Origin of the sequence: Enteractinococcus fodinae, from assembly GCF_031458395.1 — a bacterium.
GTDB lineage: Bacteria > Actinomycetota > Actinomycetes > Actinomycetales > Micrococcaceae > Yaniella > Yaniella fodinae.
Genome location: NZ_JAVDYJ010000001.1, coordinates 2,082,955 through 2,108,495, shown reverse-complemented (window position 1 = coordinate 2,108,495; position 25,541 = coordinate 2,082,955). Strand labels below are relative to the sequence as shown.

At 58.1% G+C, this 25,541-nt stretch carries 25 protein-coding genes, 1 tRNA gene and 1 riboswitch; of the genes, 18 read left to right on the top strand and 8 right to left on the bottom strand.

The window, feature by feature from the left end; all coding sequences use genetic code 11:
* Nucleotides 1-36: 36 nt before the first annotated feature.
* From J2S62_RS09815 to J2S62_RS09790, 6 genes are all read left to right on the top strand, one after another.
* Nucleotides 37-873 carry a DsbA family protein gene (locus J2S62_RS09815; RefSeq protein ID WP_310174217.1) on the top strand — a complete coding sequence of 279 codons (837 nt, stop codon included), beginning with the start codon at nucleotides 37-39 and terminating at the stop codon, nucleotides 871-873.
* Nucleotides 874-962: 89 nt separating this feature from the next.
* A tRNA-Thr gene (locus tag J2S62_RS09810) sits at nucleotides 963-1,039 on the top strand.
* 218 nt (nucleotides 1,040-1,257) lie between these two features.
* Nucleotides 1,258-2,058: an IclR family transcriptional regulator gene (locus J2S62_RS09805; RefSeq protein WP_310174215.1), complete on the top strand. Its 801-nt coding sequence runs from the start codon at nucleotides 1,258-1,260 to the stop codon at nucleotides 2,056-2,058.
* 147 nt (nucleotides 2,059-2,205) lie between these two features.
* Nucleotides 2,206-3,510 carry a glycine cleavage T C-terminal barrel domain-containing protein gene (locus tag J2S62_RS09800; RefSeq protein WP_310174213.1) on the top strand — a complete coding sequence of 435 codons (1,305 nt, stop codon included), beginning with the start codon at nucleotides 2,206-2,208 and terminating at the stop codon, nucleotides 3,508-3,510.
* Between the two features lie 68 nt (nucleotides 3,511-3,578).
* Nucleotides 3,579-3,680, top strand: a riboswitch (TPP riboswitch).
* A complete protein-coding gene (locus J2S62_RS09795) occupies nucleotides 3,670-4,977 on the top strand; it encodes an NtaA/DmoA family FMN-dependent monooxygenase (protein ID WP_310174210.1) in 1,308 nt (435 codons plus the stop codon). It overlaps the preceding riboswitch by 11 nt.
* 3 nt (nucleotides 4,978-4,980) lie before the next feature.
* Nucleotides 4,981-5,472, top strand: coding sequence for a hypothetical protein (locus J2S62_RS09790; RefSeq protein WP_310174208.1), 492 nt, complete (start codon nucleotides 4,981-4,983; stop codon nucleotides 5,470-5,472).
* Here J2S62_RS09790 and J2S62_RS09785 read toward each other — a convergent pair.
* The gene (locus tag J2S62_RS09785) at nucleotides 5,469-7,091 is read right to left on the bottom strand and encodes an AlbA family DNA-binding domain-containing protein (protein ID WP_310174206.1); all 1,623 of its coding nucleotides are present in this window, start codon (nucleotides 7,089-7,091) and stop codon (nucleotides 5,469-5,471) included. The genes J2S62_RS09790 and J2S62_RS09785 overlap by 4 nt on opposite strands.
* A gap of 615 nt (nucleotides 7,092-7,706) precedes the next feature.
* On the opposite strand from J2S62_RS09785, the gene J2S62_RS09780 reads away from it, so the two are divergent.
* The gene (locus tag J2S62_RS09780) at nucleotides 7,707-9,518 is read left to right on the top strand and encodes a threonine/serine exporter family protein (RefSeq protein ID WP_310174203.1); all 1,812 of its coding nucleotides are present in this window, start codon (nucleotides 7,707-7,709) and stop codon (nucleotides 9,516-9,518) included.
* Here J2S62_RS09780 and J2S62_RS09775 read toward each other — a convergent pair.
* Complete coding sequence (locus J2S62_RS09775; protein WP_310174201.1) at nucleotides 9,515-10,231, bottom strand: uracil-DNA glycosylase; 717 nt, start codon at nucleotides 10,229-10,231, stop codon at nucleotides 9,515-9,517. The genes J2S62_RS09780 and J2S62_RS09775 overlap by 4 nt on opposite strands.
* Nucleotides 10,232-10,305: 74 nt before the next feature.
* Here J2S62_RS09775 and J2S62_RS09770 point away from each other — a divergent pair, with 74 nt between their 5' ends.
* The 4 genes from J2S62_RS09770 (at nucleotide 10,306) to J2S62_RS09755 (ending at nucleotide 14,107) form a co-directional block, all read left to right on the top strand.
* The gene (locus J2S62_RS09770; RefSeq protein ID WP_310174199.1) at nucleotides 10,306-10,545 is read left to right on the top strand and encodes a DUF3263 domain-containing protein; all 240 of its coding nucleotides are present in this window, start codon (nucleotides 10,306-10,308) and stop codon (nucleotides 10,543-10,545) included.
* Nucleotides 10,542-11,210: a LytR C-terminal domain-containing protein gene (locus tag J2S62_RS09765; protein WP_310174197.1), complete on the top strand. Its 669-nt coding sequence runs from the start codon at nucleotides 10,542-10,544 to the stop codon at nucleotides 11,208-11,210. The genes J2S62_RS09770 and J2S62_RS09765 overlap by 4 nt, the downstream gene beginning before the upstream one ends.
* A gap of 207 nt (nucleotides 11,211-11,417) precedes the next feature.
* Nucleotides 11,418-13,055: a chaperonin GroEL gene (gene groL, locus J2S62_RS09760; RefSeq protein ID WP_310174195.1), complete on the top strand. Its 1,638-nt coding sequence runs from the start codon at nucleotides 11,418-11,420 to the stop codon at nucleotides 13,053-13,055.
* Nucleotides 13,056-13,195: 140 nt separating this feature from the next.
* On the top strand, nucleotides 13,196-14,107 hold the full coding sequence (locus J2S62_RS09755) for an SDR family oxidoreductase (RefSeq protein ID WP_310174193.1): 912 nt from the start codon (nucleotides 13,196-13,198) through the stop codon (nucleotides 14,105-14,107).
* Here the strand turns inward: J2S62_RS09755 and J2S62_RS09750 are convergent.
* The 5 genes from J2S62_RS09750 to J2S62_RS09730 all read right to left on the bottom strand — a co-directional run bounded on the left by J2S62_RS09750 (nucleotide 14,104) and on the right by J2S62_RS09730 (nucleotide 18,067).
* Nucleotides 14,104-15,036, bottom strand: coding sequence for a DUF4031 domain-containing protein (locus J2S62_RS09750; protein WP_310174191.1), 933 nt, complete (start codon nucleotides 15,034-15,036; stop codon nucleotides 14,104-14,106). The genes J2S62_RS09755 and J2S62_RS09750 overlap by 4 nt on opposite strands.
* A 73-nt stretch (nucleotides 15,037-15,109) precedes the next feature.
* Nucleotides 15,110-15,400 (bottom strand): WXG100 family type VII secretion target, encoded by a 291-nt coding sequence (locus tag J2S62_RS09745; protein WP_310174189.1) that lies wholly within the window; start codon nucleotides 15,398-15,400, stop codon nucleotides 15,110-15,112.
* 103 nt (nucleotides 15,401-15,503) lie between these two features.
* A complete protein-coding gene (locus J2S62_RS09740; RefSeq protein ID WP_310174187.1) occupies nucleotides 15,504-17,051 on the bottom strand; it encodes a sensor histidine kinase in 1,548 nt (515 codons plus the stop codon).
* Nucleotides 17,051-17,758 carry a response regulator transcription factor gene (locus J2S62_RS09735; protein ID WP_310174185.1) on the bottom strand — a complete coding sequence of 236 codons (708 nt, stop codon included), beginning with the start codon at nucleotides 17,756-17,758 and terminating at the stop codon, nucleotides 17,051-17,053. The genes J2S62_RS09740 and J2S62_RS09735 overlap by 1 nt, the downstream gene beginning before the upstream one ends.
* A gap of 57 nt (nucleotides 17,759-17,815) precedes the next feature.
* On the bottom strand, nucleotides 17,816-18,067 hold the full coding sequence (locus J2S62_RS09730; RefSeq protein ID WP_310174183.1) for a cytochrome c-type biogenesis protein: 252 nt from the start codon (nucleotides 18,065-18,067) through the stop codon (nucleotides 17,816-17,818).
* A 170-nt stretch (nucleotides 18,068-18,237) separates the two neighbouring features.
* Here J2S62_RS09730 and J2S62_RS09725 point away from each other — a divergent pair, with 170 nt between their 5' ends.
* Both J2S62_RS09725 and J2S62_RS09720 read left to right on the top strand, forming a co-directional pair.
* Nucleotides 18,238-18,621: a cold-shock protein gene (locus J2S62_RS09725; protein ID WP_310174181.1), complete on the top strand. Its 384-nt coding sequence runs from the start codon at nucleotides 18,238-18,240 to the stop codon at nucleotides 18,619-18,621.
* Complete coding sequence (locus J2S62_RS09720) at nucleotides 18,614-19,225, top strand: DUF3027 domain-containing protein (RefSeq protein WP_310174179.1); 612 nt, start codon at nucleotides 18,614-18,616, stop codon at nucleotides 19,223-19,225. The genes J2S62_RS09725 and J2S62_RS09720 overlap by 8 nt, the downstream gene beginning before the upstream one ends.
* 67 nt (nucleotides 19,226-19,292) lie before the next feature.
* On the opposite strand, the gene serC is transcribed toward J2S62_RS09720, so the two are convergent.
* On the bottom strand, nucleotides 19,293-20,417 hold the full coding sequence (gene serC / locus J2S62_RS09715; protein ID WP_310174176.1) for a phosphoserine transaminase: 1,125 nt from the start codon (nucleotides 20,415-20,417) through the stop codon (nucleotides 19,293-19,295).
* 230 nt (nucleotides 20,418-20,647) lie between these two features.
* On the opposite strand from serC, the gene J2S62_RS09710 reads away from it, so the two are divergent.
* The 5 genes from J2S62_RS09710 to J2S62_RS09690 all read left to right on the top strand — a co-directional run bounded on the left by J2S62_RS09710 (nucleotide 20,648) and on the right by J2S62_RS09690 (nucleotide 25,501).
* Entirely contained in the window at nucleotides 20,648-21,379 is a 732-nt protein-coding gene (locus tag J2S62_RS09710) for a metal-dependent transcriptional regulator (protein WP_310174174.1), read from the top strand.
* Between the two features lie 344 nt (nucleotides 21,380-21,723).
* Nucleotides 21,724-22,560: a C40 family peptidase gene (locus J2S62_RS09705; protein WP_310174172.1), complete on the top strand. Its 837-nt coding sequence runs from the start codon at nucleotides 21,724-21,726 to the stop codon at nucleotides 22,558-22,560.
* An 80-nt stretch (nucleotides 22,561-22,640) separates the two neighbouring features.
* Entirely contained in the window at nucleotides 22,641-22,892 is a 252-nt protein-coding gene (locus tag J2S62_RS09700) for a molybdopterin-guanine dinucleotide biosynthesis protein (protein ID WP_310174168.1), read from the top strand.
* A 53-nt stretch (nucleotides 22,893-22,945) separates the two neighbouring features.
* Complete coding sequence (locus J2S62_RS09695; RefSeq protein WP_407649953.1) at nucleotides 22,946-24,802, top strand: ABC transporter ATP-binding protein; 1,857 nt, start codon at nucleotides 22,946-22,948, stop codon at nucleotides 24,800-24,802.
* Between the two features lie 21 nt (nucleotides 24,803-24,823).
* Nucleotides 24,824-25,501 (top strand): class I SAM-dependent methyltransferase, encoded by a 678-nt coding sequence (locus J2S62_RS09690; protein WP_310174166.1) that lies wholly within the window; start codon nucleotides 24,824-24,826, stop codon nucleotides 25,499-25,501.
* The last annotated feature ends 40 nt before the right edge of the window (nucleotides 25,502-25,541 follow it).

Here is a 25,541-nt window from a genome sequence, read left to right as displayed (position 1 = left end):
TCAAAATTTAACAACTCACTACCTTAGGTAAGGATAATGGCCAAAAATAAGTCAGCTGGCAGCTCACGTGACACTGTACGGCAGGCGCAAGCTAACCAACTCGCGGCGGAGAAACGGCGTTCCCGCATCATCACATGGACAATCGTCGGTGTCGTTGCCGCTGTGGTCGCCATCATTGTGGTCGTGACTTTGATGAACTCTTCGCGTTCGATCCCTGATGCCGGTCCGACGCCAACCGCTGCAACAGAAACCGGTGGGTTGCTCTTGGAAGACGGTGCCCCGGCTGAGGGCAATGCGCCCGAGGAAGTCGATGCCACGCAGGTCGATGAGCCAAACCCAGACACTGCAGGTCAGATGCCCACCGACGTGCCCGGCTCAGACGTAGCTGACATCATTATTTATGCTGATGCCAACTGTGTGTACTGTGCGCAGTTTGAAAGCGAGAACGCTGGCGCACTTGATGAGCTGGCTGCAGATGGCCACACCATCGAATACCGGTTGGTCAATTACCTAGATAATCCTGGGACCGAAAACTACTCATCTCGTGCAGCAAATGCGATGGCTTGTGTGGCAGAAGAGTCGCCTGAACATACCAGCGAGTACATTCACGCGGTCTTCACCAGCTACGATACGCACCAAGGTGCCGGCCTGTCCAACGACGAACTGGTCGCTTTGGCCGGAGAAATCGGAGCTGACATCGAAGGGTGCGTCTCCGACAACACCTTCCGTCCATTTGTGAATTACACGACCGCTCATGCAGTCAAAGACGGGATCGCTGGTACCCCGTCCATTTGGGTCAATGGTGAGCACTACGAAAACACATCCGGTGGCGAATCGTTCCAATCCTGGGCTGAGTCACAACTCGACGACTAATGCCAGGGGAAATGGCGCCGCTAGGTTTTTGTTTCCTCATGGTTTGGGCTAGACTAGCGTAGGTCATAAATTGACGGCTAGACAGCCACGCCTCCTTAGCTCAGCTGGCCAGAGCACCTGTCTTGTAAACAGGGGGTCATCGGTTCGAATCCGATAGGGGGCTCCAACACCCCGGAACTTTCGTAGTAGAGTTCCGGGGTTTTGTCGTCCCAGAGGTCGTCTGGGGCGCCGACCGACAGGCGTGCAACCGCAGCGGTGATGCAGTTTATTATCGACTAACACCATGTCGAACAGCTGGGCAGCATCGGATGTTAGTCAGACTGTGCACACCCTTGGGTAGCCTAGAGAAGCACAGCCGACATTGTTTGACGAGTGAGGAACCCAATGACAAGTTCAGAACAGCGCCCAGAAGTAGCAGCGCCCATTCAGTCGGTTGATCGTGCATTGCAAATTCTGGAGTTTCTCACCGAAGAAACTGAACTGACCAGCTCCGAGATCGCGCGCCGGTTGGGTGTGCATCGGTCTACTGCCTCGCGTCTGCTGGCCACGTTAGAACATCGGAATGTCGTCGAACAGCTTGCTGATCGAGGAGCGTACCGACTGGGCATCGGGTTGCTGCGCATGGCATACCCGGTCTCTACGCGTTTCGATTTAGCACGCGATAGTCAAACGATCTGTGATGCGCTTGCCGAAGCGACCCAGGAAACTACCAATGTCGCGATCCTCGATGAAGGCTATGCCGTAACGATCACTCAAAGCGCTGGCCAACGTATGGTTGGCGTAGCGGGGCAGTATGTCGGACAGCGCGTGCCATTGCATGCCACGTCGACAGGCAAGCTCTTGCTGGCTTACGCTCCCGAAGAGGTATGGGCACAGGTCAGTGCCCAACCTCTTGTGAAATTTACCGAAGCCACCCAACTCGAGGCCAAGCATCTCGCCGAAGAGTTGGGAGTTATTCGCCAACGCGGTTGGGCGTCAGCCGTCGGAGAGTGGGAAGAGGGCATCAATGCGCTCGCAGTACCGGTCTGGGATGCAACCGGGCAACTCGTCGCCGCGGTGTCGGTAACCGCACCAGACTTTAGAATGCCGGAAGCCCAGTTCGAACCATTCCTTGCGCAAGCGCGCCAGGCTGCGCGCGATCTGGAAAGTCGGTTGGGCTTTTCTCGGGTCGACCCCACAGCTTAATAAACCTCTTTACCTGTGATGCGAGTCACGATTAGACTGTGAGTACGTGCTGCATAGTGCGAGCGTTGTAGCACATTATGCAACATCGAGGGTTGATTTTCGGCAGGCCAGAGCCGATGCCCTCCGTGCCCCACAGGGAGGAACCCCATGAACGCGAACCAACCATCAGTCGATCAATCCAACCGTGTTGTACCGATTAATCTTCGACAGTCCGGGCCCACCCCGGTCGAGATGCTCATCGATACTCGAGTCCGAAAGTCACCTTACTGGCACCTCTCGATGGAAGCCGGTTGCTGGCGAGCGTCGATATACAACCGGATGTATCATCCGCGCGGTTACGTCCGCCCCGAAGATGGCGGGGCCATGGTCGAATACGATGCGCTCGTCAACCACGTGACGCTCTGGAACGTGGCGGTAGAACGACAAATCCAGGTCAAAGGCCCCGATGCCGAAGCCTACGTGAACTTCGTAATCACCCGGGATGCCACCAAGATCCCAGTCATGCGGGCACGCTATGTCATCTTGTGCAATGAGGCGGGCGGAATCCTAAACGATCCTGTCCTGTTGCGCGTTGCCGATGATGAGTTCTGGTTCTCCATTTCTGACTCCGATCTGGAATTTTGGTTACAAGGTGTCAACGTCGGGCGCAGATTCGATGTGGACATCAAAGAAATTGATGTTGCTCCTGTGCAGATCCAAGGCCCGAAGTCGGTGGACCTGATGGTGGATCTCTTCGGTGACGTGGTCGCCCAGTTGCCTCCATACGGCTTGATGACAGGTCAGGTAGCAGGCCATGATGTGGTGGTCTCCCAGACTGGCTTCTCGGGTGAAAAGGGGTATGAAATCTACCTCTATGACGCGTCCTTGCACGCCGAGGACATGTGGAACGCCATCCTAGCGGCGGGTGAAAAACATCAGCTGTCCGTCATAGCGCCGGCGCACCACCGGCGCATTGCCGCCGGGATCCTTTCGTGGGGTCAGGACATGGATCAGGAGACCTTACCTTTCCAAGTGAACTTGGCCTACCAAGTCCCGCGCCAAAAAACTGCCGACTACATCGGCAAAGCCGCACTTGAAGCAGTTCGGGAACAGCTTGAGGTCGGGCAGCAGCCGTATACGCATCAGTTGGTCGGGATGATTATGGGTGGCGCACCGATCAACGACTACGCGCCCGACTTCTGGCTGATTTCGACTACCTCAGACGGTGAAGCCAGCGGGTATGTCACGTCCCCGTGGTATTCACCAGAGATTGGTCAGAACATCGCCATGGGATACGTACCCGTAGAACACTCGGCAATCGGCACTGAACTGTGGGTACATTTACCTGAACAGTATGCCGATATGCCGGGTAGTCCCGTTGCAGCTGAAGTGGTTGAAATGCCCTTCCGCGAATCGGTCAATCCTAACCAGCGCGAAATCCTCCGCACCAAAGGCATGGATGCTGCGATCTAGGCGATTGCCGCTGCGTGTTGCCAGGACGCAACACGCAGCGGTGCCACCAGCAGGTGGTCTACGGTAGACACCGTACCCCGGGGAGCCGTTACGGCTGAGAGTGCGCACCGCGCAGACCCGAACAACCTGATCCGGATCATGCCGGCGGAGGAAGGGCCTATGACCACACCTGCACATGACACCCAGCTGAAAGCCAAGCCTTTTACCTCGGCCATCCCGTGCGCGGCGATGATCGATCTGCCAGCCTTCCAAGCCGCCGGCGCCTGGCGTGATCCCGGGAACCGAACCGACTGGTTGCGTGCCGGTTTTTGGACGGACATCGGTCAACAGCTCGAAGCTGACGGTTACGATATGGTGTTCATCGCCGATGCGCTCGCGATGGCTGGCGGCCACGATGGCACCACGGATGCGGTGATCTCCCGAGGCGCCAAAGGCGGCATCTATCTAGACCCGGTAACCGTCATGTCGACGGTTGCGAGTGTGACCTCACAGCTGCGGTTGGGATGCACGATCTCGACCTCCTTTGTCCCGCCATATGACATCGCACGACGTCTAGCAACCTTGCATCAGCTCTCAGGTGGGCGAGCCGCCTGGAACATCGTAACCTCGGCCTACGATGCTGAAGCCCAGAATATGCAGCAGCCGGGGTTGGCGCCCAAAGAACAGCGCTACCGCACGGCCCACAAGGTGACACAAGACGTCCTCGACATCTGGCGAACCTTCCCGGACAGCAGTTTGTCCATGGACACCACAACCGGGGAGTTCGCTGACTCCTCGAGTATCCGGCCCACTCCTGACGGGGTGGGTCCGTTGACGCTACCTGGAGACGTAGACGGATACCGACCGATGCTGTTGCAGGCCGGAGCGTCACCAACAGGCCTGGATTTCGCGGCGCGCTGGGCCGATGCAACCTTCATGGTGGCCGCTACTGCTCAGCAGGCCCAGCAGATCCGCGCTGACCTGCGTACCAGAGCTGAACAGGTCGGACGCAACCCTGACGCCATTACGACGTTGATGGCTGTGCAACCAGTTGTGGCTGCGACCCAGGCCGCAGCCGAAGAGAAATTGCAGACGATCAAAGATCGCATCGACCCGCACAGTGCGTGGCAAGACCTGGCGGCAGTCTTCCGCGCCGATCCAGGGGAGTGGAACCTCCACGACGACGCTGCTGAGTTTTTACGAGCACAGCGCGGAGCCACTGGCGCCGAAGGATTCGAAAACATCGTGGCACAGGTCGTAGCTGAAGGCGCCCGCACCATCGGTGAGCTCGCGATTGCCGGTGGGGTTGCCCAGTTTAAGCCGGTGCTGGTGGGCGATCCGGCAGGTGTGGCCCAGCAGATGCTCGACCTTGTGCGGCAGGGGGCCACCGATGGGTTTATGGTGACTAGCACCATGGCACCAGCATCATTTCAGGATTTCGCACCGGTCATCCAGCTCCTCCAAGATGCCGGCGATCAGACGAGGTGAAGCATGCAGCTCGACAATGAACCCATTGAAGTCGCACCGGGCGATTTTGTGTCGTATCCGTCTGATGGGGGCCGTCCTTATGACCTGCTTGAGGTCTATCACAACACCGATGGCACCCAGGATGCGGCGTTGATCTGCTGGGTGACGTTCGATAGTTACTTACCACGCAAGCTGCGGTGGCGTAAACGTCGCAAATTCATCGAAGCTAAAGGGGCAGCCACGCTAGAACACACCGTGCGGCAGCATTTCCCCACCGGCCGTTATGTCGACACCGATGAGGGAGCACTGGTCGAATTTTTGCTCCCGCTCCCCGAAGGTGTGGAGCCCATACCAGTCCGGATAGAAGAACGACTCCTGACCGAAACGCCTGCCGCTGATTTCTACCACCAAGTGCATGCCCCGGACAGCCCGCTCAGTCGCGAACTGCGGCACCGTTTCTATTTGGCCAGTGTCGGGACCGAGTGGCAGAAGTACTTTCCTCACCGGTCCGTCTAATTCGCCCGCACCTCATTGAGGGATACAACGTTGGTCTGCGGTACTGAGCGTCCAGATGGCTGATGTGCGCCGTTACCACCTGCGACAATGTGCTCGACAAATTCCGAAATCCACGGTGGAAGTGGCTGCCAACCGGTGAAATACCGTTCTCGGTTGGAGACCTTTTCTGCGTGACTATATGTACTGCGAAGCGCCTGGGCGATTTCTTTTTCTCGAGCAGCCGGGAATAACTTCGCGCGCATTTCCCCATTACTAATAGCACGCTCAATGATCGGCAGAGTCCGCCAGTGTTTGAACGCAGAGGAGGCGGCATACGCGCCACCCCCGCCGTGCTCCCGGGCCGAGGCGTTGACGAGCCACGCGTAGAGAAAATCAAACTGACATAGAGAATTCAACAACGTGTCGGTCTTGCGCGATGTGTTGTGGAGACCAAAATCGTGCAGCACATCTGGACGCACCAACGGATACGTCCGGGCCCAAGACAACCCTTCTGAAATCATGGTGCCGTTATCATCAGCATCATCCGTGTTGGCGTCGAGTGGCACGGAAGAAAACGGGTACTGATTATGTGCTGAAGCCTCGATCTGGCCGTACCGAATCCAAGAACTGTATCGCGGATGGGCAGGGGTGCGCTGAAACGGGCGCAGCACGAGTTCCGGAATCAATTCCCAGCAACCCAACCGCACAGCCGCTGCTCCAAATAAATATGCGGCCACAATTGTGGCCGCGACTGCGCTGGGGGACTTCGCAATGGAAGTAAACGCGTCATACATCGTCCCGATGGTTTTGATGGCTAAATCATAGTCATCGGCCAGCATTGCTTCGCACCCAACCCCGACTAATCGAACCAGCGGCTTGATCTTCTCCTCGGCCACCACTATTTCTTCTCGGGTGTTCTGGAGGAAGATTTTTAGCTCGGCGCGGTTCCCCTGACGAATGTTGGCGCGAATCGCCGCCGAGACCGTGTCATCAGTCATAAACGGTTCTAGCGGCACATTGACTTTGCCGCCGCCACCGAGTGCCTCAGCAAGTTTGGACATCAGCGAGTTGACATCACTGGTCGCGGCTTCTTTGAGCTGGTGATCGTACTTGGCTAATACCGAGGGCCAGTCACGGTAGCGGATGGGCACGTTGCCGGCCCCGTCCCGGATGAAAATCTCTCCTGGCCGGAAGACGGTTTTCGTTTTCATCCGACCCTTGCCGTTCGGACTGGTGTATTGGCCAACGCGCATCATCGGCACCGGAAGACCCGAGCGAGTAGAAAAGATCGCGATGACCACCACATCGCTGCCGTTGATGCGGTGAATTTGAGAGACCACTTCGATATCGGCCTCGATATATTTGCCGATCTTGTCGCGCAGGGTGGCCCCATCGAACATCTGCGGGTTCTTAATTCGCCACGGGGTGACCGGTAAGTGCCCCTCGTCGGTGATGCCAACTAAAATGTACCCCCCGGGAGGACGATTGGCCATGGCGACCGCATCCTTGACGAAATCCAGTTCGTGGCGCCGATCGCGCAAGTCGAGTTCGACTTTGAAATCTAATTGCGTCTGTTCGCCAAGGCGTAAAAGTTCTTGAAGTTTTTCCTCGTCAGTTCTGCCGTCCCATACCACTGCCATAGGTGATCCCATTCGTGTGAACTTCTGTAGGTACACCGAGCGATCCACCGGTTGGACGCAATGAGCTCGGTAGAACCTTTCCTCCCTAACGTTAGCGCAGCAGCATGCGGAAATAACACACTTCTGTCCGGATATTTTGGTCGCTGCGCTCGCCGTCAAGGTGCTCGTTAGGTTGCGTTTACGTGCTCGAAGTTTTCACTGGGTGATTTAGTCCCAGGGTTGCTTGCATTTCACCTTCGAGCCCCCGGACGAAATATGACACGCGTCAGCCGGTGTGTTTGTCCGCCAATCTGTCGTGCTCCCCGACGGGGATGGTACCGTAAGAAGGAGCTGAGCAGGCATGATACGCCAGACTGGTTGCACCATCGGTGCCGACCAATCAGCTCCCAAACCCCGTGGACTTCTCGGGTCCAACCGACGCTAGATGCCAGCATTACGACGAGTGAAAATGTCCGGGCTTGACCCGAATCGGTGCAGTTTTGTGCGTTCGAAAAAGTGTGGGATTCTAATACTGTATTTGCGGTGGTTGACCCCACGAGACGAGCCAGCGCGTCGTGGGGTGAGGTGTATCCCGGGGAGCCGCACCCGGGATTTTTAGTGGAAGGGAGGGCAACGGTGGCCAACGAAGAACGTGATGATCTCACAACGGCACAAGACCTCGAAGCTCCTGACGATCAGGTCGCCCCAGAGGTGGTTGAGCCTCCTGCAGAAGTTGGGATCATCCCGGTGATTCGCCCTGCCGTGACGTTGCCGAACCCAAATGCTGAAGCCCCGCAGATGGCACCGCATGTCACCGAACCGGATGCCGCCCCGCAAGACCCGGTGCCCACGTCCGTGTTAGCCACTGACGATGAGACCCAACCGGTAGAACCGCTTCGTGAGCCGCCCAAGCTGGATGAAGAAGTCGCCTACGTCCAAGAGGATCCCGGCCCGTCCACGCGTAGATTCCCGGCCCTGACCACGTGGCGTCAAGCATTTCAGAGTCTGGGAGAAAAACAGCGCGACACCAATGTTGCCGCCGACGGCGCCCGGGCCAGTTATACCGAAGAGTATCCACCGGTTACCGAACCCTTGCCCACCCAGGCGATCCGACTAGCCAATAGGCTGCAGGATTCGCCGTACCAACTCACCGGCGCACGGTATAAAGCGGTAGCCGAGGCCAAAGACGCCCACAACACGATGCTCCTGGCGCTGAAACTGGGCGAAACCATGTTCCGGTTCGGAGCTGGGGCACTTGAGGTCGAAACCTCGATCATTGTCGTGACCCAGGCCTACGGTGTTTTCGACGCCGAAGTCGATATCACCAACCAGTCGATCTCCTTGAACTTCGCACCACCCGGGGAACCCCCGGCCACCTACCAGCGCGTGGTGCGCAGCTGGGAATCTGACTTTGCTGGGTTAGCAGACTTACACGAACTGGTCACTGAGATTGCCTCTGGTGAAGTAGAACGCGATGATGCCCACGCGCGTCTGGCGGCGATTCGACATCGGAAGAAAACCTTTCCCAACTGGGTGGCGTTTTTGGCTAACGGTGTCTGGGCCTCGGCCTTCGTAATTTTCATTGGCGGATCGTGGTTCTCGGCGCTGTTGACGCTGGGTGCCTCGGCGCTGAGCATGGCCACGGTCTATGTGATGGGCCGGTGGAGGGCCCCAGATGTTTTTGCGACCATGGCCGGTGGGTTTATGGCAGTCGTGTTGGCCTATGGCCTGTATTGGTTGGAGATCTTTCGAGACCCAGCCCTCATGATCGCCGCGTCCCTCATCCTTTTGGTGCCATCGTTACGCATCGTCTCAGCCGTTCAAGACGGTATTAATGGCTTCCCGGTGACCTCGGCCGGCCGTATCGTGTCGTCGCTGTTGGTGTACGTGGGCCTGGTAGCAGGGATCGCGTTGGGCATCGTGGCCGTTTCGATGGTGGGCGCCCCGGCCATCGATATCACCACGATGAATACCATTAGTTATGACCACTGGGTGCTTGCGATCGTGGTGGCCGTGGCAGCCATGGGCATGTCCATTGCCAGTCAAACCCGGTTGCGGCTGATCATCCCGACGGGGGCGGTCTCGACGGTGGGCTACCTGTTCTACGCAGGGGCGATCGATCTGGGCTTAGGTCCCAGCATTGCACCAGCGGGCGCTGCCGTGGCGGTAGGGTTTTTTGCTCGCATCGTCGCGCTAAGCCTCAGGGCACCCCAGCTGGTTGTTGCGGTCCCGGCCGTGTTGTTCCTGCTACCGGGGCTCATGATCTTCCGCGCGATGTATGAAATTGGTTCCAATGTCGACATGATGTCCGGGGGAGTTCTCGAACTGCTGCAAGCCACCGTAATCATTTTGGCCACCGCCACCGGTCTGGTGCTAGGGGATGCCTTGGCACGGCCGCTCACCTCGGGTCTAAAATCCAATGAACGACGTCGGGCCGAGCAACGCTAGAACAATCCCTGTTGATCAGCTTGCTGGGATGTCGGCTGTGTCCGCCAGTCAATCGGGGCCACATCATGCTGGCTTAAGAACTCGTTGGTTTGAGAAAACGGGCGAGAACCAAAAAAGCCCCGGCGAGCCGACAGTGGCGATGGGTGGGCTGCTTCCAACACCAGCGTGGAGGGGGCGGTAAACCAGGGGGCCAAATTACGAGCCTGACGACCCCACAAGATCGCCACCAAAGGCTGCTCGCGCTGAGCTAACGCTGCAATGACGGTCTCGGTGATTTTCTCCCACCCAATATTGCGGTGGGAACCAGCCTCGTGGGCTGTCACGGTCAGCACTCGGTTCAACAACATCACACCCTGGGCTTCCCATGCTGACAGATCACCAGACTCCGCCGGTTCGATGCCGAGATCATCGTGTAATTCCTGAAAGATATTGACCAGCGATCGCGCAATCGGCCGCACATGTGGATGCAGGGCAAAGCTCAGCCCCACCGCATGACCGGGAGTCGGGTAGGGGTCTTGCCCGACGATGAGCACCTTGACGGCGTCCAAGGGCATCCGAAAGGCCCGCAAGACGTTTTCCGGTTGCGGTTCAATGTGCTCACCGGCCTCTCGGCGAGAACGGATATGTTCGGTGAGTGCAGTCAGCTCTTCGACCACAGGGGCCAACACTGGGTGCCAAGAGGGATGAATATTTGGCCAAGCAGAAAAGGTCATGGGATTAGCCTAACGAAGTCTGAAGGATGCGGTAGTTTAGACTGGTGGCGACGAATCGATCAGAAGGGGGAAGCATGGCAGCGCTGAGCGCGATAGACCAGCAAATGCTGGAATTCGAAAAACGCTCCTGGCATTACGCCGGTGCTAAAGACCGAGATATCACCGATACCTTCGGCATGACCCCAACCCGGTACTATCACAAGCTTGCCCGGCTGATCACCACCGAACGCGCCTATGCATACGATCCGATGCTCGTAGAACGGTTATTAAACGCACGCTCGACAGTCCAGCGTGTAGAAGGTATGACTCCGTGACCCAGCAATCGACACAAGATCAATACCCCCGGGATCGCTTCGACGACGTCGAACGCTACACGACCCAACAGGGTGCACACCGCAAAGAGTTTCCCGTACCCAAAGGTGCCGGACAACTCAACGCCATTATTCTCGCCGGCGGAGCAGCGCTCGCCGTTGGTATCGGCTCCTATTTATGGTTGTATCCGTCTGACCCGCTAAATCAGGCCGGTCCAGAGTCCGAAGAGACGGTCATCGCTCCGGTTGACGATGAACCCCAAGATGTCGACGACGAGGTAGAAGAGCTCGACGAGCCCGAACCCGTCGAAGAGGTCGAAGCCCCCGAGACCGTTGAGGTTGAAGAAGTCGACGAGACACCGGAACCAGAAGAGCCCTCCCCGGAAGAAACCGAGGCTCCTGATGAAGCCGTCGACTATGAGTTGCCGGTAGGTGTGTATAACGCCTCCACCATTCAGGGCTATGCCGCACAGGTCGCTCAAGAGCTCGGTTCGGCCGGGTTTAATGTGCCGGTCGCGGACAACTGGAGCGGTCAGGTCCCGGCTCAAACGACGGTGTTTTACTCCGATAACGAGGCGACCGCGCGCGCCGTGGCAGACGAAGTCGGTGCGGTCGCGGTGTATGAGGCCTCTGTTGACGGTGTGCTCGTCGTGCTCACCGCTGATTAACAGAACTTTAGCTACTTGCACTCAGGGGTCCCGAGTGCTAAAACTAGTGTTAGCACTCTGCGGGTGTGACTGCCAAAGTTGCCCGCAGATAAACCTCACCATCAGCTGAAACTTCTGTACCGCCACCCGGTCAGGGCAGGAGTTTGCCGTCGCGGGCACTGTGGTGCAGGTGTGGAACCAACTCGTCCCGAAAGGACCGTGCAATACATGGCTAAGACCATTGCATTTGACGAAGAAGCACGCCGCGGCCTAGAAGCGGGTCTCAACGCTCTGGCTGAGGCGGTCAAGGTAACCCTGGGCCCACGTGGCCGCAACGTCGTACTGGAAAAACAGTGGGGCGCACCGACCATCACCAACGATGGTGTTTCGATCGCAAAAGAGATCGAACTAGAAGACCCATACGAAAAGATTGGCGCCGAGCTGGTCAAAGAAGTCGCCAAGCGCACCGATGATGTCGCTGGTGACGGTACGACTACCGCAACCGTTCTGGCCCAGGCGCTGGTCTCCGAAGGCCTGCGCAACGTTGCAGCCGGAGCCGACCCAATCGCCCTGCGTCGCGGCATCGACAAAGCCGTTACAGCTGTCACCGACGCATTGCAGCAGCAGGCTCGTGAAGTCGAAACCACTGAACAAATTGCTAACACCGCTGCGATCTCAGCCGGTGACTTCGAAATCGGTCGCCTGATTGCTGAAGCCTTGGATAAGGTCGGCAAAGAAGGCGTTGTGACCGTTGAAGAGTCCAACACGTTCGGCCTGGATCTGGAACTGACCGAAGGTATGCGCTTCGACAAGGGCTACATCTCCGGCTACTTCGCCACCGACGGCGAACGCCAGGAAGCAGTTCTGGAAGACCCTTACATCCTGATCGTCAACTCCAAGATCTCCAACGCCCGAGATATGGTTGGCATCCTCGAAAAGGTCATGCAGTCGAACAAACCACTGCTGATCATCGCCGAAGATATTGAAGGCGAAGCCCTGGCAACCCTGGTGGTCAACAAGATCCGTGGCACCTTCAAGTCAGTCGCCGTCAAAGCCCCAGGCTTCGGCGACCGTCGTAAGGCTATGCTCAACGACATCGCGATCCTCACCGGCGGCCAGGTCATCTCCGAAGAAGTTGGCCTGACCCTGGAAAACGCCAACCTTGACATGCTGGGCACCGCCCGCAAGGTGGTTGTCACCAAGGACGAAACCACCATCGTTGAAGGTTCCGGCGACTCCGAGCAGATCGCCGGTCGGGTCTCGCAGATCCGTACCGAGATCGAAAACACCGATTCGGACTACGACCGCGAAAAACTGCAAGAGCGCCTGGCCAAACTGGCCGGCGGTGTTGCCGTCATCCGCGCCGGTGCAGCAACCGAGGTCGAGCTCAAAGAACGCAAGGCTCGCATCGAAGACGCCATCCGCAACGCGAAAGCTGCCGTTGAAGAAGGCATCGTCGCCGGTGGTGGCGTAGCACTCATCGAAGCTGCACAGACCGCATTTGCCGATCTGAAGCTAGAAGGCGATGAAGCCACCGGTGCCAACATTGTGAAAATCGGCATCGAAGCACCACTGAAACAAATCGCCCAAAACGCTGGCTTCGAGCCAGGTGTGGTCGTCGACAAGGTCAAGAACCTTGAAGCAGAGCACGGCTTGAACGCAGCAACCGGCGAGTACATCAACCTGCTGGAAGCTGGCATCAACGATCCAGTGAAGGTCACCCGTTCCGCACTGGAAAACGCCGCATCGATCGCAGGCCTGTTCCTGACGACCGAAGCTGTTATTGCTGAGAAGCCAGAACCTGTTGATCCAGCTGCCGCTGCCGGTGGCATGGACCCAATGGGTGGTATGGGCGGCATGATGTAAGCTCGCTGTCTTCGTACAGCTCACATGTCTGACGCGTTGCCCCGGTGTTTCACCGGGGCAACTGCCGTTAATACCCTCAGGTGTACTCACAGCTTCTGAAGCCTCGGTAGAATGACTCGAGAGGTCAGAAAGGAATCGTCGTGAGCAAACTGCTACGTGCCGCTCGGAACATTACCTTCAGCGCGGGTGCCCTGGGCGCCGCAGGGGTCTGGTACCGCAAACGAGCCGAACGACAAATGTCGTTGCGCGGCCAAACCGTCTTGGTGACCGGCGCCGGGTCTGGACTAGGGCGTCTTTTGGCTCTGGGGGCAGCACAGCGTTCTGCATCGCACGTCGTGGTCTGGGATATCGACCCCGATGCTGCAGCGGCGACCGTTGAACACATCCAGTCGCTGGGCATAGATGCTTCCTATGACGTGGTGGATCTGGCTTCAGATGAGTCAGTCGATGCCGCGGGCCATGCCGTGCGCCAGCGCATCGGCGGGATCGATTTTCTGATCAATAATGCCGGGGTCGTGACCGGCAAGCTCTTTCTGGACCAAAATCACGAGGACGTAGAGTATACCTTTCAGGTCAACGCGTTGGCGCTGTATCGTGTCACCCGCCAGTTTCTGCCGAATATGCTGACGAATAATTTCGGGTCAGTCACCGTCATTGCCTCGGCTGCTTCGCTCACCGGAGTCGCCCGGCAAACCGACTATGCGGCCTCGAAGTGGGCAGCACACGGATTCACTGAGTCCCTACGGGCCGAGCTACGCCATCATGGGCGCCGGATTCACACCCTATCGGTCCACCCCTTCTACGTGTCCACCGGGATGTTTGCTGGCGCCAGTTCCCCCAATCCGCTGTTACCCATCTTGGAACCTTCCGACGTAGCCCAGCGAATTTTCCGGGCGCTTGAGGCCGGAAAGCGTCAGTTGGTGCTGCCACCTGCTGCTGCGTTAGCCAACTGGCTGAAGATCTTGCCGATATCTCTGGCAGATCAGCTGCGTGATGTTATGGGGATCAACTCCACGATGGATCACTTCACGGGCCGAGCAACCCCACGCTAGGTCTCGCGCTTGCCACCGCGAGGGTAGAGCTCGGCCATGAGATTGCGACGCGCCTGACGTTCCCAACGACGACGGCCCGTGCCGGTATTGAAGATGGGGTTCCGAGCCAGCATACGTCGCAGGAATTTCTCCCGGCCGGTAGCAAAGTCCTCATCGCTGACTTTGCTGAAATCTTTCCGGATGCCGTCGCGGTAACGCTGGTAGGCTCCGGTGTTGCGGGCCAAGACTTCTAAGTCTGCATCACAAAGGACCTTGCCAGCAAAATCGTCATCGTGCGGATCGTGCGTGAAGGTTAACCGGATAAGTCGCGTCGCTTCGAGGATTTCTGGGCCGGGCACGCCCAGTTCCGGCAGGACACGTTCCGCCAGCCGAGCTGAGTCCTCTTCGTCTTGGCCTGGGGGTAGGATCGGATCTGCCCGATAGACAGCGTCATGAAACCATGCAGCCAGCTTCACAGCCCGGGGGAACGGCCCTAAAGGTTCGCCCTGGTTTTCAAGATAATCGATGTTTTTCAACACCGACATCAGATGGCTGAGGTCGTGATAGTGCCGGTGGTCTTCGGACCAGCGTTCCAACAATGCATCACAGATCGGGTCCCGGTCCAAGACCGAGGTATGGGGAAACAGGCGGTCGAAACGCTGATGGAGGATCTTCTCTAACTTCGAGGAGCGCTCCGCGGCGGTAATGCGTAAACCAGATTTCACCAGGCGCTTGACCAGCTCTGATCCAGTCACTTCTTGTGCCCCTGCGGCCACGAGATCCTCATACATGCTCACGGGGACGTCATAGTGGTCCCCGTCGAATGCGCTCGGCGAAATCCCGGTTGCGCGCGCGAAAGCGTGCAACTCCTCCAAGGACTCATCTGAAACCAGATGAGAGAACACGGTGCCATGAGCCGGCCACCGTGCGGGATCGATCAAAATGGCCATGTCCCTAGCCTACCCACCAAACCTTTCACCCGGTGGCATTTAGGAACCCGGGTGAAAGGTCGGTAGGCGGGGACTAGCCGCGGAACATCGCTGCGTTGGCCTGTTCGGTCGATTCGTACTGTTGCCCAGCGTGCTGCATGGCCTCCCGGATGGAGCGCAGGGATTCTTCGACGCGTTGCTGGGTTGCCCGCCATTCCGTGACCACGGCTTGGAAGTTTGATGATGCCGTACCGACCCAGGACTCTTGTAGCTGGCGCAGTGCGGCGTCCATGGTGTTGACTTCGCCTTGAATTCGGTCGGCGGTTGATTGCACGCCGCTGGCCTTGGCGAAGAGTTCCTGTACATCAATCTGAATACGAGCCATAACGTTCTCCTGTCATTGGTTCTATCGCTGCCTGTGCGATGGGGCTAGCTTAGGAACCTTGACCGAGATTCAGGCTTGTGTCATCGTCGGGTGTGGACAACGGTCAGTTATCGGAATCGGCTGTGGAGAAGTCTTCGACTTCTTCGTCGTCCCAGTCATCTTCGTCCTCGGGATCGAGAGGATGATAGGGCAGGCGCACGACCATGGTGGCACCGCCGCCGGGGGTTTCCTCATGCCGGACAGTACCGTTGTGCTGGCCGACGATACCGGCCACAATGGCCAACCCCAGACCGCTGCCCCCGGTGTCGCGGTCTCGCGATGTATCAGCCCTATAGAACCGCTGGAAAACTTTTTCGGCATCCTCAGCCGAGATACCGGGGCCGTGATCGCGAATTTGGATGACCGAATGGGCAATTTCACCGCTCTCATCGGGTTCGGTCCCGACGCCGATCTCGACCGACGTATCGTCCGGGGTGTAGCGCAACACGTTGGTCATCAGATTCGAAATGACCTGGTGGAGGCGGTGCGGATCCCCCAGCGTGGGGGCAGATTCCGGGGCGTGATCGGGGGACAACCCGGTCAAGGTAATGTGCCGCTGCGGGGCGGTCGCGCGAGTATCAACCAACAGATCCGACGCTAGACCCATCAGGTCAATGGGTTCGGGCTCCATCGACCGCTGTTCATCGAGCCGGGCCAAGGTGAGTAAGTCTTCTACCAGCTGGGTCATGCGGGTCGCTTCGGACTCGATGCGATTCATCGCGGTGGATACGTCTTCTTCGCTGGCCAGGGCACCGTGACGGTAAAGCTCGGAGAAGCCTCGGATGGTCACCAGCGGGGTGCGCAGTTCATGTGATGCGTCCTGGACGAAGCGTCGCATCCGTTCTTCGGATTCTTCATTGGCGCGGAAAGCGATTTCGATGTGGGCCAGCATAGCGTTCAAAGAACGAGACAGCCGTCCGACTTCAGTGTCGGGTGCACCGGGTGGGACACGTTTGGAGAGGTCTCCGGCGGCGATACCGGCTGCGGTGCGTTCCACTCGATTCAGCGGTCGGAACGCGGTGGTCACGAGGCCGTAAGCAATCATGGTCACCACTAAGGTCGCCAGGAAGCCAATGGTGATGACCAGCGTGGTCACACGTTCCACCGAGCTCTCAACCGGTTCCAGGGGCAACGCGATGGCCACGGTCCCGCTGTCGGACTCCAGACGATAGATCTGAACCCGCCACTGATTCTGGGGGATCGCAAGGCCCGGGGCAACAAAGGCACCCGAACCGTGTTCGGCGGCCTCTCTGGCGTTGAGCCGCTCGAGGTCGGGCACATCGGAGCCTTCGGAATAGATCCGCGAGACGAGGTTGCCATCGTTGTCCCAGGACTCACCGTAGAACCGCACGATGGTCTGTTGGAAGCTGCCGGTGTCGTAGGGACCGGCAGAACCCATGGAGGTCAGAAACATTGACACGTTGTGGCGGTTGGTGAAAATATCTTCGTCGATCTGACGGATGAGCTCCTGCCGGTACAACGAAGCTGTCAGGATCGCTGTGGTGGCAACGGTCAGCGCCATCAACACCCCGGTGATGAAGGTCAACTGGGTGCGCAATGAGGTAGCCTGCCAGCGGCGGGCTATCCATTGCAGCGGTTTGGGGCGAGCCATTACCGTTTGTCTTGGGTCCTTAGCAGATATCCGACGCCGCGTTTGGTATGAATCATCTTGGGCCGGTCATCGACGTCGATTTTACGGCGCAGATATGAAATATAGGACTCCACGATGGACGCGTCGCCGTTGAAATCGTATTCCCACACATGATCCAGGATCTGAGCTTTGGAGAGCACCCGGTTGGGGTTCATCATCAAATAGCGCAGCAGTTTGAACTCGGTGGGGGACAGGTCCACAACTTCACCACCACGGCGGACCTCATGTGCATCGTCGTCGAGTTCGAGATCGTCGACAACTAAGATCGCATCGTCGTCTTCGGCCGGAGCGGTGCGACGCAGGACTGCACGAATCCGGGCCACGACTTCATCGAGACTAAAGGGCTTGGTGACATAATCGTCGCCACCCACCGTCAGGCCGGTGACCTTGTCTTCAGTGTCATCACGGGCTGTGAGAAATACCACCGGAAAATAGCGTCCGGTGGCGCGTAGCTTCCGTGTGACGGTGAATCCGTCCATGTCAGGCAGCATGACGTCAAGTACCGCCAGGTCCGGGTTATGGGTCTCTGCAGCTTCGAGTGCTTCGCGACCGTTGGCAGCGGCGACCACTTCGAATCCAGCGAACCGCAACGAGGTGGAAAGCAGTTCGCGAATGTTGGGTTCGTCGTCGACGACTAGGAGTTTTGCTTCATAATTTTGCGACGTCATACGCTCATTCTAAAAACTTTTACCTGAAAGGTAGCTGGACGCTTCCTGAGTGCCAAGTTAGGCGCGTTGCCGTTTGCGTCGGACCAGGATGTTGCCAACGAGCGCGATCAGCAAGAAAATGAAGCCGGTGGGGAATGCCAGCAGAGCCAACCAGAATAACCACGTCGCGGGAGTGACCCCGACAAAGTAATAGATCAGCACTCCGATCAGTGCTAGAAAAGAGATCACCACGATGGCTGCGCCAAGCCACACCAGGGTGGAGATCCAGGCGGGGGTCGCATCAAGGTTTCGAGAATGTTGTGCAGTCATGGGCGTCATTCTACGCTTGCAGCACAGGTGGCGGTCCATTGCGAAAGGCGCGACCGATTGGCGTTATACTAGCCTCCGATAGGCTTTTGGGGTTCCTGTAGCCGCACTCATGTCGGTGCGTGACGGGAACCCTTTGTGAATCAAGTATGTGACGAAGGATACGAACATCTATGCCAACCGGCAGAGTTAAATTTTACGATCATAATAAAGGCTTCGGGTTCATCACCACCGACGACGGTGATGATATTCACCTGCCGTCGTCGGCCTTGCCCGATGGTGTCACGCAGTTGCGCCCGGGTACTCGTGTCGAATTCGGGGTCGTCGATTCGCGCCGTGGGCCGCAAGCCCTTTCCGTTGAGGTGCTTGATAAACTCCCGTCGGTCGTACGCGCCACGCGTCCTAAGGCGCAAGACATGGCCGGGATCGTAGACGATCTGATCCGCATGTTGGATACCGCCTCTAACGGGCTACGCGCTGGCCGGTATCCGGCATCCAAACAGGCCGAACAAATGGCCACCATTATGCGAAGGGTGGCTGATGCATTTGATGCCTGAGACCACAGAAACCTCATCGATCCTCAACCCGGTGCACCCAACGTTGGGTTCGCCACGCCTTCCGGCGCGGAAGCCCCGCATGGATGACGCCCTGGCGGAAGCCGTTGACATTGCCAGAGCAGCGATTGAGGACTTCGCCGACGATTCGGAGATCGGAGACCACCTCGGTGCGGTCGCTGACGACGAACGAGTCGTCACCCACCGGTTCGAGGCCGAAGTCCCTGGCTATCGCGGCTGGACGTTCTATGCGACCCTGGCACGTGCCCCACGCTCCAAGGTCATCACGGTGTCAGAGACCGGCATGTTACCCGGGGACAACGCCCTGTTAGCACCCGAGTGGGTGCCCTGGATGGAGCGTGCCTCCGAAGAAGAGCGCATTCGCTTGGATGCGATCGCGGCCGGTGAAGATCCAGCCAAGGCACTCGAGGCCGCTGGCTACGGCCCAGAAAAAGAGCCGCAGGAACAGGTCAAGCAGCTATCCGAGGCAGAGCAAGAAGAACACAAGAAACAGGCACGTCGCGAAGCGAAGCGCCGTCGGGCCAAAGCCGCGCGTCAGAAGAAACAGAAGTCTGGCCGTAAGGCTAAGGCGGATAAAAAGGACTAGAGCATTTCTGAAACAATTACAGCGCCGAGAAAACTCGGCGCTGTAATTGTTTAACTGCCAGCGGGTGTTAGAGCTGCTCGACCACGTAGTCGATGCACGCGATCAACGCTGAGACATCTTCGGGATCGATGGCCGCAAAGGTCGCGATCCGAAGCTGATTGCGTCCCAGTTTGCGGTACGGTTCGGTATCCACGATGCCGTTGGCGCGTAGAACGGCAGCGACCGTGGCCGCGTCAACCTGCGAGGCTAGATCAATAGTGACGATGACCTGGGAACGATCCTCGATGCGCGTGACAAAGGGGCTGGCGTACTCGGATGCTTCTGCCCAGGTATAGAGCCGGTCTGACGAGTCTTTAGTCCGTGCGGTGGCGAAGTCCAGACCGCCGTTGGAGTTCATCCATTTGAGCTGTTCATCCAACATGATCAGTGTCGCCAGGGCCGGAGTGTTATAGGTCTGGTTCTTGGCCGAGTTATCAATGGCCGTTTTGAGGTTGAGAAAATCTGGCACCCAACGGTCTGTCGCAGCGATTTCATCGGCACGCTCGAGTGCAGCCGGGGAGAACAGGCCTAGCCATAGACCCCCGTCGGACGCGAAGTTTTTCTGCGGCGAGAAGTAATACACATCCGACTGCGACACATCGACCGGCAGTCCACCCGCACCGGAGGTGGCGTCGATCAGAACTAAGGCATCCTCATCCCCGCCTTCGACTCGATGAACCGGTGCAGCCACACCCGTGGAGGTTTCATTATGTGGCCATGCGTATACGTCAATGCCGGCTTCGGCCCGAGGTGCCGGGCGGGTGCCAGGATCGGCGTGCAAGATCACCGAGTCATCTAAAAATGGGGCATTATTGGTGGCCTTGGCAAATTTCGAGCCGAACTCACCGAACGATAGATGTTGGGCTTTGCGACGTATGAGGCCGAAGCTTGCAATATCCCAGAACGCGGTGGCCCCGCCGACTCCCAACACAACCCGGTAGTCCTCTGGGGCGTTGAATAATTGCGTCACACCTTCCTGCACGGATGCCACAAGGTTCCGCACCGGTGCTTGGCGGTGCGAGGTGCCCAACAGATCGGCACCTGCCGCTGCTACAGCCTGCGATAGATTGGTGCGCACTTTGGATGGTCCAGCGCCAAAGCGACCATCTGCGGGTTTGAGATGCTCTGGGATGTCGATGGCCGGTGTCGTCATGGGCTACTCCTTCAACAAGGTGGCAGGTTACATATTCCATTGTGGACCCCAAACCGGGCCGAGCATCTTCCTGGGCTTCGTGTGACACCGACACGAGGGCATACGTGGTGAAGATGACAGCCGGATGTGAAGGGCTGTGGATATCTTCTGGCTGATTGTTCGAACCGAACGTATGATAAATATGAACCAATCGGAATAACGATGCATAGCGCAACTGAAGGAACGTGGCAGTGGCCGATCTCATTGATACAACGGAAATGTACCTACGCACCATCTATGAATTGATGGAAGAAGGCATTGCACCGTTGCGAGCTCGCATTGCTGAGCGTCTTGAACATTCTGGGCCTACCGTCTCCCAAACCGTGGCGCGGATGGAACGGGACGGCTTATTGCACGTGGCTCCGGATCGCCGGTTAGAACTCACTGAAGAGGGCCTTAACGCTGCCGCCACGGTGATGCGTAAACACCGACTGGCCGAACGGCTCTTAGCTGATGTCATTGGTTTGGACTGGGCGTACGTGCACGAAGAAGCCTGCCGGTGGGAACATGTGATGAGTGATCAGGTTGAACAACGGTTGATGGTCTTACTGGATTCGCCATCGAACTCCCCGTTCGGCAACCAAATACCGCTGCTGGAGGAACTTGGTGGCCCCTCGACGGGCCTGCATCCGATGCCCTATGAAGGACAACCGCTGACAGTAGCACTGCAAGAGGCCGGGACCTTTGAGGTCAAGGTACTGACAGAAGCCATCCAGACCGATCCGGACCTGCTGGCTCAGTTCGCTGCGGCTGGCATTCAACCGGGTGCGATCCTGGTTGCCGAGCCAGCTGAGGGCTATGTGGCCGTGCGAACCCTCGAGCGCGGTACAGCTCTGCCGGGTGAGCTGACGGATATCTCGGAGTTGGGTCTAGAAATTTCGGAAGACACAGCCGCCCATGTGCGAGTTGTCAGGGTTCGGTAACCAAATCGTGATCTTAGGGCGCTCGGTGGGGTCGTTCAGGGAGCCAAACATAACGCTTTTGCAAAGGTGTGTCACGGAAAGTTATTCGCCTACTTCGGCGCCATTATGCGGAAGTAAAGAATTCAACAGTGTCGAGACTCAACTAAACGTTATCTGAATGTGACAATCTGTTGTAGTTCTATTAGGCTAGCTCTCGGTGCTGATAACAAAACGTGATTTCAGCACCGGCCACCAGTTTGCTCCTGCACTCCGCGGCTGGCTGGCAAAACATTGCAGTTGTTCACACAATGTTCATGGCGGAGTGGAGTCGAACAGGCACCGAGCACATGAGAGAGGTAATTTACGTGTCGAAGCGCATTTCCACTGCACGTCACCGTGCCACTCCTGAGAAGGGTGCAACGCTAGAAGCGATGACCCAGGTTATTGGCCGCTCAGGTCGTCAGGCCGCTGTCATCGCAGCCGCTTCCGGTATGGTGCTGACCGCAGCACCTGCAGCCAACGCTGCTCCTGTGCAGACCGATCGTGAAACATCGACGCTGCCAGCTACAAACTTCAAACTCGAACGCACCTCGGGTAACACCGACGTCATCACTGCCACCAATAGCGTTCGTCTCGACCTGGGTCGCGCTGATCTGACGACGACTCCGGCGCCTGAACCAGAGCCAGAACCAGCACCGGTCGAAGAAACTGTCGAGGAAGAAGTCAACCTCGAACCAGTTACTGCAGAGACCGCAGAGTCCACCGAAACCTCGGCTCCTGAACCAACCTCGGCCAGCACCACCGAGACCGCCTCGACTGAAGAACCAGAGGCTCAGCCAGCACCGACCGCTTCGGGCTCCCTGGGTGGCGTCGTCTCGGCAGCATACTCGGGCGTTGGCAAACCATACGTCTGGGGCGGCAAGACTCCAGCCGGTTGGGACTGCTCCGGCTTCACCGCGTGGGCTTACGCACAAGCTGGCATTAACATTCCATCGAGCACCTCAGCTATCTTGGGCTCAGGCAAGTTCGTTCGCACTTCCAGCCCACAGCCTGGTGACCTCGTCTTCCAAAACGGCGGCTCACACGTGGGCATCTACGTTGGCAACGGCCAGATGATCGGGGCTCAGAACCCATCGGTTGGCACCATCCTGCACAGCGTAGACCGCAACCCGCTGATGGGCTACTACACCTACGTCGGCTAGGTCTTCTCTCATACAACTGCACAACAAGGTCTCTCCTCAACAGGAGAGACCTTGTTGCATTTAACGACAGGGTTATACTCATGACACAACCTCTCCCAACGTGGGCCACAGAACTTCTCACAGCACTTGAGATCGATCCCGTAGACGTTGATCTCGGTGCGCTTCAAGGCCTTAGCCACCAGCTCGAGGAAGAGCCCCGCGAGGCCGGTGTCCTTGTGGGATTTATTGCCGGTTATGCAGCAGGACTGGCCCAGGGCAGCCACATGGCATCATTCGAACGCGCCCACCGGGCCTCGATACAGTTCATGCGCCAGCACCTGACGAGGGAATAGTTCCGCACAAGATGTGTTGGCATGTTGGGGATAAAAAAGAAGGACTGACATAGGTGAGCATGAATCATGCGGGCTGGGCAGCCCTGGGCGGAATACGCCGAAGCAAAGAACAAGAGTCTCTCAAACCCGGGACCATCCGACGTGCCTGGACATTTATTGCCCGCTATCGAGCCCGACTGGTGCTCTATCTGGTCGTTTCCGCGCTCGGCGCTGTGCTGACGGTCGTCTCACCGATCTTAGCCGGTGATGTGGTCAATGCGATCGTCGACGGGTCTGAAGTACAAGTGGTCATCAACTTGGCGCTACTGATCGCTGGCGTCGCGATCCTTGAAGCCGTGCTCAATGTTATCTCGCGATGGCAGTCCGCATCGCTTGGCGAGCGCACCATTTACGATTTGCGCACCAACGTATTTGATCACGTCCAAAAAATGCCCATCGCGTTTTTCACGCGAGCACGAACCGGTGCGCTCGTGTCACGCCTCAACAACGATGTGATCGGGGCCCAAACGGCGATCGCCCGGACCCTGCCGACCGTGGTGATGAATGTCGTGACCCTCGGCGTGACCCTGGTGGTCATGTTCACCACTTCATGGCAGATCACGCTGGTGTCGCTGCTGCTCTTACCGGTCTTCTTGTTGCCGGCTCGCACCATCGGCCACCGCATCGCTGACCAGACCCGGGAACGAGCCAAACGCAATGCCGCCATGGGGGACCAGATGACCGAACGGTTCTCGGCCCCCGGCGCGACGCTGGTCAAACTGTTCGGCGAACAAGGTCACGAATCCCGCGTCTTTTCGCAGCGTGCCGACAGCGTGCGAGACTCTGGAGTCCGAATCAGCGTGTGGACGTCAGTGTTTATGACCATCTTGACCTTGGTCTCGTCCTTAGCGCTGGCAGCTGTCTATGGGATCGGCGGATACCAGGCGTTGGCGGGGACGCTCAATGCTGGGGAAGTGGTCACCATGGCACTCCTGCTCACCCGGCTGTATGCACCCTTGACGGGGCTTGCGACGGCTCGCGTGGAACTCATGAGTGCGCTGGTGTCATTCGAACGCATCTTTGAAGTCCTGGACTTGCGCCCGATGATTGCGGACCCACCCCAGCCGAAGCCGATTCCTGCCGGGGGAGTGCGCATCGAGTTCAATCACGTCGATTTCCAGTATCCGGCCGCCTCCGAGGTCTCTTTAGCGAGCTTAGAAGAAGTCGCCGTGTTGGACTCCAGAGAATCCGAGCAAGTGCTACACGATGTGAGCTTCACGGTCGAACCGGGCCAGACTGTCGCGCTGGTGGGATCCTCCGGTGCAGGGAAATCCACGATCGCTAACTTAGTTTCTCGATTGTATGACGTCACCGGCGGATCCATTACCCTCAATGGCATCGATCTGCGCGATGCGGCCGCCGAAGACATTCACCGTCGGATCGGAATGGTGACCCAAGATTCTCATCTGTTTCACACCTCGATTCGTGACAACCTGACCTTGGGGCACCGAGATGTCCCCGACGAACGACTCTGGGAGATCTTGCATCATGCGCGCCTCGCCGAAGTCGTGGCGCAGATGCCGGCCGGGTTGGACACCGTCGTGGGCGAGCGGGGGTACCGTCTCTCTGGTGGCGAGCGGCAGCGGATGGCCATCGCCCGGTTGTTGGTGGCAGCGCCTGAAGCAGTCGTGTTGGATGAGGCGACCGCTTCCTTGGACTCCACCAATGAAGCTGCCGTCCAGCAGGCACTCGATGAGGCGCTGCATGCACGAACAGCTATCGTGATTGCTCACCGGCTCTCTACGGTGGTCAAGGCCGATGAAATCTTAGTTTTGGAATCCGGGCGGATCATTGAGCGCGGTACCCATACCGAACTGTTGGCCGCCAACGGCCGTTATGCTGAGCTATACACAACTCAATTTCAACAGTAGCTTGAGCCCAGGAGGTGCAGCGTGGAAGACGCATCGCAACAATCGGCCCACGAGTGGGACCAGCGGTATCAAACCACGGATCGACTGTGGTCTGGTGCGGTCAATGCCGCGGTAGCAACCATGGTGGAGCCGCTGCACCCGGGGACCGCACTCGATTTGGGCTGTGGGGAAGGTGCCGACGTCATCTGGCTGGCAGAGCATGGCTGGCAGGCAACCGGAGTGGATATCTCTCATGTTGCGATCCAACGGGCCACCGAAGCAGCCCACGAACGTGGCCTCGACCAGAACCAGGCCAGCTTCGTTGTGGCAGATGTGACCACCTGGGAATCAGCGCAGCGCTTCGACCTGGTAACAGCGGCCTTCTTGCAGTCCCAGGGGACTTTTGACCGGGGTGCAGCACTGCACACGGCCACAGCACACGTGGCACTCGGCGGTTTCTTGCTGGTGGTTTCGCATGCGACTTTCCCACCGTGGGCCACCTCCCAGCCAGCAGATGATGACCACGCCCAGCATAAACATGAACCCACCACACCCGAGACCGAACTTGAGCTTCTGGCCCTGGACCCCACTGAGTGGAGGGTCGAAGTCGCGACAACCCAGTCGCGCCAGGCCACCGGCCCCGAGGGGCAACAGGTGACCCTAGACGACACCGTGGTCTTGGCGCGGCGCACAGGAGCGCACCAAGCCACCGGCAGCTAGGTCAGTCACCACGCCAGTGGCCGCCGCCCTGTGAGGACGA